The following is a 9876-nucleotide window of genomic DNA, read 5'->3' as shown; positions in this document are numbered from 1 at the left end:
TCTGTTGGGGCGCCGCCCGCATCGGGGCGGGCGGCGCGGCCGGGTCTGGTCAGGCCAGGGTGGCGACGGAGGGGGTTCCGATGGCCGAGTGTTCGGCGGATCCCGGCAGGTGGCCGAGGTCGATGGCGCCGTCCCTGGAGCGGTTCCGGCGGTGCACGAGGTAGCCGACGACGAGGGTCGCGCCGATGAACAGCAACGCGCTCCACTGCAGCCACCAGGTTTCGCCGGTGAGGTCGTAGATCTCCGCGCGCGGCCAGACCAGGTTCACGACCATCCCGATTTGATAGGCGACCGCCAGGGCGTTCAGCGGGATGCCCCACCGGCCCAGGGTGAAGAGCGGTTTGCCGTCCTCGTCCAGGCCGTGCTCGACGTCGGTGCCACGTTTGGTGAGCCGCTGCACCAGCATGGGCAGCGTCACCCCGAGGTAGGCGAGGTAGAGCATGGCGATGCACAGGCTGGAGAGAGCGGTGAATATGGCGCTTTGGCCGAAGTTGACGGCCAGGGCGAGGGCGGCGCCGACACCGATGACGATGCTGGTGGCGATCGGTGTTCCGGTGCGCGGCGATACCTTCGCCAGGGTGCGCCAGAACGGGAGGGCGCGTTCCCGGGCCATCGAGTAGATCATGCGCGAGCCGGACGTCTGCACGGCGAGGGTGCAGACGAAGACGGCTACGGCCACCGCGACCAGCAGCAGCCGGCCGAAGACCGGGCCGAGGCGCTCGGTGACGACGTAAGCGATGCCACCGGACGCGAGGCTGCCGTCGCTGAGGCTGGGCGCGGCGACGAGGGTTGCGATGATGAGGAGCGCCCCGCCGAGACCGGACACGATGACCGCGCGCACGATGGTCTTGGGGATGGTCCGGCGCGGTGCGTGGGTCTCTTCGGCGAGCTCGCCCGCGGAGTCGAAGCCGACGAGCACATAGGCGGCCATAAGCGAGGACGCCAGGAACGCCCAGATGTACGGGTCGTCCGTCGGCGCGGCGCCCTCGGTGGTGAAGACGACCGCGGCGCTGCGCTCCGGCAGCAGCATCAGGGCTGCGACCACCACGATCACTCCGATGATCTCGATGAGCACCCCCACACTGGTCGCGAGGGCCATGATGCGAACGCTCAGGATGTTGACGACGGTCGTGAGCACCAGAAGCCCGACGCCCAGGAGCACGGCGTTCTGCGCGCCGGTGGCGGAACCGAGTGACGGGTCGGCCGTCGGCCCGCCGATGATCTGGAAACCTGCCCAGATGGCCGGAAGCACGGCCTGCACAGCGATGGCAGCCACGGCGACGGTCAGGGTCTGGGCGACGATCATCACCCAGCCGGTGAACCAGCCGAACGTCGTGCCGGCCAGTCGGCTCGCCCACTGGAAGATCGACCCGGAGATGGGCCACCGCGCGGCGAGTTGGGCGAAGTTGAGGGCCACGAGCAGCTGGCCGGCGAAAACGAGCGGCCACGTCCAGAAGAACGCCGCGCCGCCGAGGCCGAAGCCTAGGCCGAAGAGCTGGAAGACCGTGGTGAGGATCGAGACGAAGGAGAAACCGGCTGCGAAGGAGGCGAACGACCCGACGCCCCGGTGCAGTTCCTGGCGATAGATCTTGGGGGTTTTGGTGGGGGATCCGGGGGCGTGGAGCGAGGGTGGTTCCTGGGCACTCATTGAGGTGGCCTTCCGCGAGCAGATATCCAATATCTGTCGATTGACAGGTACAGGTTTCATGCTGGTTCACGGCGGTTGCGCCCCCGTTTCGCGTTTGTTAATTGCACATTTCGGCGAAAGCGAGTTTTTCCGTTGCCGTCGCCCGGACACCCGGTGCCCGGCGGCGCCGTTCTGCCTGTGGATAACTCGCACGCGCCGACGGACCCGCGGGGCAGGATTCCTTTCATGAGTGAGGCCGTGCGCATCATCACCGAGCAGGTGCGGCTGCGCGTGCGCCGGGACGGTGCCGACCTCGGCGGGGATGCCGGCCTGGCCGACCAGTACGTGCGCGATGAGGTGCGTCGCTACAGCGAACGAGCGCTCGGCGGGTCGATGCCGCTTCTCGCCGACGAGTTCCAGGCCGCGAGGGAGGTCGTCGCCGCCCTGACCGGTTTCGGCGCCCTGCAGCCGTTTCTTGACGACCCCGAGATCGAGGAGATCTGGATCAACTCACCGAGCCGGGTCTTCGTCGCCAGGGACGGGGTGCCGGAGTTGACGACCATGGTGCTCACCGAGCGGGAGGTGCGCGACCTGGTCGAGCGGATGCTGCAGGCCTCCGGCCGCCGGGTCGACCTGTCTTCCCCGTTCGTGGACGCGTCGCTGCCCGACGGGTCCCGGCTGCACGTGGTGATTCCGGACATCACGCAGAAGCACTGGGCGGTCAACGTACGTAAATTCACCCGCCGCATCCGCGACCTCACCCAACTCGTCGCCCTGGGCGCGCTCACCCAGCCGGCCGCCGACTTCCTCCGAGTGTGCGTGCGTGGCGGCCAGAACATCCTGGTCTCCGGCGCCACCCACACCGGCAAGACCACGATGCTCAACGCCTTGCTGGCGGCCACCCGCCGCACCGAACGGATCGTCACCGTGGAGGAGACCTTCGAGCTGAGCGTGGGGGCCCGTGACGTGGTGGCGATGCAGTGCCGGCAGCCGAGCCTGGAGGGCGCGGGCGAGATCACCCTGCGCCGGCTGATCAAGGAATCGCTGCGGATGCGGCCCGACCGGTTGGTGGTGGGGGAGGTGCGCGAGGCGGAAAGCCTCGATCTGCTCATCGCGCTGAACAGCGGACTGCCCGGCATGTGTTCGATCCACGCCAACAGCGCCAGGGACGCCCTCCGCAAGCTGTCGACGCTGCCCCTGCTGGCCGGGCGCAACATCGACTCGTCGTTCGTGCTACCCACCGTTGCGGGGTGCATCGACATCGTCGTGCATTGCGGAATCGACCGCCATGGGCGTCGGCGGGTGACCGAGATCATCGCGCCGAGCGGGCAGTTGACCGGCGCCACGATCGAGGCCAGCCCGCTGTTCCTGATGAAGGACGGCGTGCTCGAACACACCGGAGGTTTCCCCACCAAGCTCGCCAAGTTCCGGGCCGCCGGCCTGGACCCGGTCGGGGTATTGCGGAGGGGATCGGCATGATCCTGCTGTTGGGCAGCCTGCTCGGCGCCGGCCTGGTGCTGCTCAGCGCTCCGCTGTTCTGGCCGGCGACCCGATCCGGCAGCAGAGGCAGTCCGCTGCTCGCGGGGTGGCGGGCCCGCCTGGCCCAGGCCGGTTTCGGCACCCTGCCGCTGTCTGTCTTCGCCACCATCTCGGGGGTGCTCGCCGTGGCCGCCGCCGCGCTCGCCGAGGCGGTGCTGGGCGTGCGGGCGCTCACCGTGGTCGCCGGGCTGGTCTGGCTGATCCTGCCGACGCTGATCGTGCTCTGGCGGGCCAGGGCGCGGCGCCGGCTCAACCGGGCCGTGTGGCCGGACGTGGTCGACCACCTGGTCTCGGCGGTGCGCTCCGGCCTGGCGCTGCCCGATGCCGTGAGCAGCCTGTCCCAGGCCGGGCCGGTGGTCACCCGCACCGCCTTCGCGGAGTTCGAGTGGGAGTACCGCGCCACCGGCAACTTCGGGTACAGCGTCGACCGGCTCAAGGCATCCCTCGCGGACCCGTTCGCGGACCGGCTGCTCGAGACCCTCCGGATGGCCAGGGAGGTGGGCGGCAGCGACCTCACCGTGGTGCTGCGCAGCCTGTCCAGCTGGCTGCGGCAGGACGCCGCGGTGCGCGCCGAGGTCGAGGCCAAGCAGTCCTGGGTGGTCAACGCCGCCCGGCTGGGGGTGGCGGCGCCGTGGATAGTTCTGGTGCTGATCAGTTCCCGGCCCGAGGCCGCGCAGGCCTTCAACACGGCAGCCGGCACCGTCGTGATCCTCGGCGGCCTCACGGTGTCGGTGCTGGCCTACCGGGTGATGCTCGCCCTGGGGCGCCTGCCCGAGGAACGCCGGTGGTTCCGGTGACCGCCTCCGCCTGGGGCGCCTTCTTCGGTTCGGTGCTGGGCATCGGCCTCTGGTCGCTGGTGAGCCTGGTCCCGCGGCTGAGCCGCCCCCGGGTCGTGAACCGGCTGGCGCCCTACCTGCTGGACGTCTCGGCGGAGGCCCGGGTGGTGGTCGGCCGCCGCTCGGTCGACCCGATCCCCGTGCTCGGCACCCTGTTCTCGCCGGTGTTCGAAGCGCTGGTTCACACCCTCGCCGGTCTGCTCGGCGGCGCGGACGTTGTTGCCCGGAGGCTGCACCAGTCCGGCTCCACCCGCACCGTTGAGGCGTTCCGCGCCGAGCAGCTCGTGTGGGGGCTGCTGGGCCTGGCCGCCGGCCTGCTCACTGTGCTCGGCACGCCGGTGGGCCGGGCGTGGCCACTGGTCGTGCAGATTGCGGCTCCCGGCCTGGCGGCGGCGGCCGGCGTGGTGCTGCGGGACCTACGGCTCACGCGGGCCGCGACGGCCCGACTGGCCCGCATGGACAGCGAACTGCCCACCATCCTCGAGTTCCTCACCCTGTCCCTCGCCGCCGGGGAAGGCATCCTCGACGCCCTGCGCCGAGTCGCTCGGAGCACGTCAGGGGAATTGTCCCGGGAGTTCGCCGGGGTGATCGGTGACGTGCACGCCGGCGTGTCCGTTCCCACCGCCCTCACGGAACTGTCCCGCCGGATGCGCCTGACCTCGCTGACCCGGTTCGTCGACCAGGTGGTCGGCGCGATCGACCGCGGCTCTCCGCTCGCCGAAGTGCTGCGGGCGCAGGCGCAGGACGGTCGGGAGGAAGCCAAACGCCATCTGCTCGAGGTGGCGGGGAAAAAGGAGGTGGCGATGATGGTGCCGCTGGTGTTCCTGATCCTGCCGATGACCATCGTGTTCGCGATCTTTCCCGGCCTGTTCGTGCTGCAGGCCGGTTTCTAGGGCTAGACAACCGCATCAGCCGTGCACCATCCAGGAGAAAGCAGGACACCGTGAGTCTCATCATTCAGTTGCTGGACCGTATCCGCGCCGGGCTGCACGACGCGAGGGGGGACGTGCCGGGGTGGGTACTGATCACCCTGATGACGGCCGGGCTCGTCATGATCATCTGGGGGCTGGCCGGGCCCGCCCTCAGCGGCATTTTCGAGCAGGCCATCGACCGAGTCAGCGGCATCTAGCGTGCCATGATGCGGTGCTGGCGCTGGCCGCCGGGCGACTCCGAACGAGGCTCGGTATTGTCCGAATTCGTGATGGTGGCCGCCCTCCTGACCGCGCTCACCCTGGCCGTGCTGCAGCTGGCGCTGGCGCTGCACATCCGCAACACCGTGCTGGATGCCGCCGCCGAGGGGGCGCGGTACGCTGCGCTGGCCGACAGCGGACTCGACCAGGGCGCCACCCGCAGCCGAGACCTGATCACGTCAGCGCTCGGGCCGGCGTATGCCGTGGACGTCTCGGCCAGCTACGTGGACGTGGCCGGGCAGCCCGGCGTGCGGGTCCGGGTCGTGGCGCCGCTGCCGCTGTTCGGCCTGCTGGGCATGAGCCGCGGGTTGGAGGTGGAGGGGCATGCCGCCGTCGAGGGGTTGGCGACCGAGTGAATGGCGGGCGGCGCTCGCCGGCGAGTCGGGATCCGCGTCGCTTGAGTTCATCACGGTCGGGCTGATCCTGTTGGTACCGCTGGTGTACCTGGTGCTGGCGATGTCGGTGCTGCAGGGTGGCGCCTTCGCGGTGGAGGGTGCGGCCCGGCAGGCGGCGCGCGTATACGTACTGGCGCCGACCCCGGCCGAAGCCGAGGCCCGCGCCGAACGGGCGGTCCTGGTCGGCCTGGCCGACTACGGCATCGACGCGGCCACCGCTCAGGTGAGCATCGGCTGCGCGGGCGGCCGCGTCTGCCTGTCCCGTCGCACGGTGGTCACCGTGACGGTGCGCGTGCAGGTGGCCCTGCCGTTCGTGCCCACCGTGCTCACCCATTCGCACGCCGGCAGCATCCCGCTCCAGGCTTCGGCGACCCAGACCGTGTCCAGATTCTGGCACGAGGGCTGAGGATACGGATGCAACCGGCAGCGGTACGCGGCAGGCCCCACGGCGAGGAAGGGACCACCCTGCTCCTGACGATCTTCTACGGGTTCCTGGCGCTGCTCGTGGTGCTGATCGTGGTCGCCGCGACCAGCCTGTACCTCGAACGGAAGAAGCTTTTCACCCTGGCGGACGGTGCGGCGCTCGCGGGCGCCGAATCGTTCCCGCTCGACGCCGTCGCGGTCGACGCCGGCGAGCTGCATGCCGCGCTGACCAGCCCGGAGATCCGCGCCGCGGCCAGTGCCTACCTGGCCGCGGCGCCGCATCCGGGCGTCGAGGGCCTGGTGCTCTCACGCGCCGACACCGTCGATGGCCAGAGCGCCACGGTAACCCTGCAGGCCTGGTGGCGGCCGCCGGTGCTCACCCTGTTCGTTCCGGACGGCCTGCCGGTGGAGGTGACGGCGGTCGCCCGGTCGGTGTTCCACTGACCCGCATACTGCTGTTGGTCTATCCCGCGCGCGGTCTTCGACGGCGTCGCTGAGATCGAGGACCGCGCGGCGTCGCTCGGGCGCTTGGTGGGTTGAGTCCGGCCGCTGTCGACGACTGATCGCCGGTAGTGTCGTCGGAGTGCGGCATCCGGCCGGCGGGGGAGAACAGTGACAGCACAGCGTGACCGCCTCACCGGAGCCGGAGCCCAGCTCATCACCGAAGTGACCATCAACTACGGGTCGTCCCTGGCCGGGCTGCTCATTCCGATGGTCGGCTCACCCGTGGTCGTGGCCGTGCGCCAGCTTGTGATGGCCATCACCGTGTTGCCGTTCTACCGGCCGAAGTTCGTCACGTTCACCTGGGCCCGGCTCTGGCCGGCGTTGCTGCTCGGCGTGGTCCTTGCGGTGATGAACCTCACCTTCTATGAGTCGGTCGCCCGTCTCGGCCTTGGCGTGGCCGCGACGATCGAGTTCCTGGGCCCGTTTGCCGTGGCGCTGGCGGCATCCCGACGCTTCCTCGACTTCATCTGCGCGGCCGTCGCGGCCGCGGGGGTGCTGCTGCTGACGTGGTCGGATGGCACGCTCGACCCGTTCGGCATCGCCCTGGCGCTCACCGCGGCGGCCGCCTGGGCCGGCTACATCCTGCTCACCCGGCGAGTGGCCACGCAACTGCCGGGCCTGGAGGGCATCACCATCGCCAGCGTGGTCAGCCTGGTGCTGCTCGTTCCGCTGGCACTGGTCACGGTGGATTACTCCACGTTGAACTGGGGAATCGTCGGCTTGCTCGTGGCCGTTGGCGTGCTGTCGTCGGCGTTCCCGTACACGCTGGACACCTTCATCCTGCGACGCATCACCCCGCGCCTGTACGCGATCATCACCAGCTTCGGCCCGGTCTTCGGCGCGGTCTTCGGCGTGCTGGTGCTGGGCGAGAGCCTGCTGGTGCAGCAGCAGCTGGCGATTCTCGCCGTGTGCGTGGCCGCCGGCGCCTCGATCGCCACCCAGCGGGACCAGCCGGTGTCCGACCTCGAACGCACGGCCCGCGCCATCCCGTAGGCGGCAAGTGGATGCGGCATTCGATGAAGCGGAACGCGAGTCAGTCGCGGGTGGGGATCGCTTCGAGGGCGTCGGTTTCGAGGGCGGCCACGAATTCGTAGGCCACCAGCTCGCGCGGGGTCTCCTCGATTCCGACCAGCGGGGCCAGCACCTTCGATTCGTTCAGAGCGTTGAGCTTGCGGGCGGTGGGCAGCACCTGGCGTTCCATCGAGCCGACGAAACCGTTGTAATCCTTGACTGTGCGCTCGATGGCACGGCCGAGCTTCTCGATGTGGGTGGCCGTGGTGGCCAGCCGGGAGTACAGCTCCCGGCTGAGGTCGAAGAGCACCTGGGCGTCGTGCGTGAGCACGTCCTGCTGCCAGCTGAACGCCACGGTCTTCAGCACCGACCACAGGGTGACGGGGGACGCCAGGGCAACGCGCTTACTGAACGCGAATTCCATCAGCGACGGGTCGGCTTCCAGCGCCGAAGACACCAACGACTCGCTGGGAATGAACGCGATCACGAGTTCGGGGGAAGCGTCAAGGCCCTGCCAGTAGGCCTTGCTGCCCAGCGCCGTGACATGGTCACGCACCGCCTTCACGTGCGCTTTCATGAAGACAGCACGCTGGGCTCCGTCGACGCCGGTGGCCGTGGCGGGGATCTGGCTGGCCTCCAGGAACGCGGTGAAAGGAACCTTGGCGTCGACGGCGATGTTCTTGCCGCCGGGCAGGTGCACGACCATGTCGGGCCGGCCGGCGCCGGCGTCGGAGTGGATGCTGGACTGCACGTCGAAGTCGACCCGCTCGATGAGCCCGGCCGCCTCCACCACACTGCGCAGCTGGGTCTCGCCCCAGACACCGCGGGTGTTGTTGGCGCGCAGGGCCGAGGCGAGCGACTCGGCGGTGCTGCGCAGGCGCTCCTCGGACTCCGTGGCCGAGCGCAGCTGTTCGGTCAGCTCACCGTGCTGCAGGCTGCGCTGCAGCTCGAGCTCGGCGACCTTCTGCTGCATGTTCGCGAGGCCGTCCTTCACCGGGGCCAGGGCCTGCAGCACCTGGCTCTCTTGCCGGTCACGCTCGGTGCGGGCGGCCTGGTCGTCGTGCTGCCGGTCGACGATGTCCCGGTACTGCCGCTTCTGCTCAGCAATCTGGTCGCGCAGCCCGTCGGCGGTGGCCTGCATCGAGGCGAGTTCCTCCCGCAACAGCGATTGCACGGCGGCCTCCCGGGCGCGGGTCTCGGTCAGCAGCACCTGGTGCCGGGCTTCGAGTACCGCCGGGTTCTCGCCGGTCGGGGTGGCCGACCGACGGCGCTGCAGGAGCAGGGCGCTTCCGAGCGCGCCGAGGACTGCACCGAGAACGAGGCCGAAGAGAAGCGCGAGGAGATCCATGCGGCCAGTCTGACAGCGGCCACCGACACCGCCGGCAGGCCGGGCGCGAGTCGCGGTCGCAGCGCGTCGGGGCATGGTTCGGCCGCATCCGCCTTGGCTCGCGCCCGGTGGCGTAGGCTCGGGCCGCATGGACGACCAGGAGCGCAGACGGCGGGCGACCGAGCAGGAACAGCGCGCCCTCCGCGGGTTGGAGTCGATCTTCATCGGCGGTGACCTGGTCGAAGAGTCCTTGAAACTGTCCAACCAGTTCACCGACCGGCAGACAGGCCGGCTCTCCGCCTGGTTCCGCCGCCTGACCGGTCGGCCCAGGCGCGACTGACGCGCGCTGAGCGCAGCGTGGGTTGGTGCAGCGTGAGTTAGCTCAGTGCCATCGGGCCGTGCGTAGCGCGGTGCTCCTGGGCGGCGACCGGGCCGATCACGCCGACGTTGACGCCGCAGATGCGCGCCAGGTCCTCGATGCTGTCGGCCCCGTGCCGGTCGGCGGCATGGATCATGATGGCGGCGCAGGCCTCCGAGTCGGCCAGGGCGTCGTGGTGCGCGAAGTCCTCGAAACCGGCGGCCATCGCGGCGACCGGCAGCCGGTAGGAGTCGAGGTGGTAGGTCTTGCGGGCCACCTGCAGGCTGCAGACGTACCGGAAGTCGGGCACGTCCATGCCGGTGATCGTGGACGCGGTCTTGATCACGCCCAGGTCGAAGCCGGCATTGTGCGCCACGAGAACGTCCCCGTCGGCGAAGTCGACGAGGTCGGGCAGCTGCTGCGACCAGCTGAGCGCATCCGCCACCTGCTCGGGGTAGATACCGTGGATGCGGATGTTCCACTCCTGAAACAAGTCATGGCCCAGCGGCGGCCGGATGTACCAGCCTATTTTGTCGACGACGACGCCGTCGCGCACCTTCACCAACCCCACGGAGCAGGCCGAGGCAGCCGAAGAGTTGGCGGTTTCGAAATCGATGGCGGTGAAATTGACGGGCACGCCTCATGGTCTCACGCGCTACCGACACC

The 9876-nt window shown here is 69.7% G+C and carries 12 protein-coding genes; 9 read left to right on the top strand and 3 right to left on the bottom strand.

Annotated features, from left to right (window positions below):
• Positions 1 to 49 precede the first annotated feature (49 nt).
• On the bottom strand, positions 50 to 1648 hold the full coding sequence (locus JWP54_RS11845; RefSeq protein WP_297372224.1) for an APC family permease: 1599 nt from the start codon (positions 1646 to 1648) through the stop codon (positions 50 to 52).
• 225 nt (positions 1649 to 1873) lie between these two features.
• Between JWP54_RS11845 and JWP54_RS11840 the strand changes: the two genes are divergently transcribed.
• The 8 genes from JWP54_RS11840 (at position 1874) to JWP54_RS11805 (ending at position 7507) form a co-directional block, all read left to right on the top strand.
• The gene (locus JWP54_RS11840) at positions 1874 to 3106 is read left to right on the top strand and encodes a CpaF family protein (protein WP_297372221.1); all 1233 of its coding nucleotides are present in this window, start codon (positions 1874 to 1876) and stop codon (positions 3104 to 3106) included.
• Complete coding sequence (locus JWP54_RS11835; protein ID WP_297372219.1) at positions 3103 to 3963, top strand: type II secretion system F family protein; 861 nt, start codon at positions 3103 to 3105, stop codon at positions 3961 to 3963. The genes JWP54_RS11840 and JWP54_RS11835 overlap by 4 nt, the downstream gene beginning before the upstream one ends.
• Positions 3951 to 4895, top strand: coding sequence for a type II secretion system F family protein (locus tag JWP54_RS11830; RefSeq protein WP_297372216.1), 945 nt, complete (start codon positions 3951 to 3953; stop codon positions 4893 to 4895). Before JWP54_RS11835 ends, JWP54_RS11830 begins: the two co-directional genes overlap by 13 nt.
• 50 nt (positions 4896 to 4945) lie before the next feature.
• Positions 4946 to 5131, top strand: a complete 186-nt coding sequence (locus tag JWP54_RS11825; RefSeq protein ID WP_297372213.1) for a hypothetical protein — start codon at positions 4946 to 4948, stop codon at positions 5129 to 5131.
• A 57-nt stretch (positions 5132 to 5188) separates the two neighbouring features.
• Entirely contained in the window at positions 5189 to 5548 is a 360-nt protein-coding gene (locus tag JWP54_RS11820; RefSeq protein WP_367274216.1) for a TadE/TadG family type IV pilus assembly protein, read from the top strand.
• On the top strand, positions 5517 to 5993 hold the full coding sequence (locus tag JWP54_RS11815; protein ID WP_297372206.1) for a hypothetical protein: 477 nt from the start codon (positions 5517 to 5519) through the stop codon (positions 5991 to 5993). The genes JWP54_RS11820 and JWP54_RS11815 overlap by 32 nt, the downstream gene beginning before the upstream one ends.
• An 8-nt stretch (positions 5994 to 6001) precedes the next feature.
• Positions 6002 to 6454: a pilus assembly protein TadG-related protein gene (locus JWP54_RS11810; protein ID WP_297372203.1), complete on the top strand. Its 453-nt coding sequence runs from the start codon at positions 6002 to 6004 to the stop codon at positions 6452 to 6454.
• A 168-nt stretch (positions 6455 to 6622) separates the two neighbouring features.
• Positions 6623 to 7507 carry an EamA family transporter gene (locus tag JWP54_RS11805; RefSeq protein ID WP_297372200.1) on the top strand — a complete coding sequence of 295 codons (885 nt, stop codon included), beginning with the start codon at positions 6623 to 6625 and terminating at the stop codon, positions 7505 to 7507.
• Positions 7508 to 7547: 40 nt separating this feature from the next.
• On the opposite strand, the gene rmuC is transcribed toward JWP54_RS11805, so the two are convergent.
• Positions 7548 to 8873 (bottom strand): DNA recombination protein RmuC, encoded by a 1326-nt coding sequence (gene rmuC / locus JWP54_RS11800; RefSeq protein ID WP_297372197.1) that lies wholly within the window; start codon positions 8871 to 8873, stop codon positions 7548 to 7550.
• A 127-nt stretch (positions 8874 to 9000) separates the two neighbouring features.
• On the opposite strand from rmuC, the gene JWP54_RS11795 reads away from it, so the two are divergent.
• The gene (locus JWP54_RS11795) at positions 9001 to 9192 is read left to right on the top strand and encodes a hypothetical protein (RefSeq protein ID WP_297372194.1); all 192 of its coding nucleotides are present in this window, start codon (positions 9001 to 9003) and stop codon (positions 9190 to 9192) included.
• Positions 9193 to 9229: 37 nt separating this feature from the next.
• Here the strand turns inward: JWP54_RS11795 and JWP54_RS11790 are convergent, their stop codons facing one another.
• Positions 9230 to 9847 (bottom strand): exonuclease domain-containing protein, encoded by a 618-nt coding sequence (locus JWP54_RS11790; RefSeq protein WP_297372191.1) that lies wholly within the window; start codon positions 9845 to 9847, stop codon positions 9230 to 9232.
• Positions 9848 to 9876: the final 29 nt, after the last annotated feature.

Origin of the sequence: Cryobacterium sp. (assembly GCF_025463825.1) — a bacterium.
Classification (GTDB): domain Bacteria; phylum Actinomycetota; class Actinomycetes; order Actinomycetales; family Microbacteriaceae; genus Cryobacterium.
The sequence above is the reverse complement of the archived record's forward strand: the minus strand, read 5'-3'. Positions and strand labels throughout refer to the sequence as shown.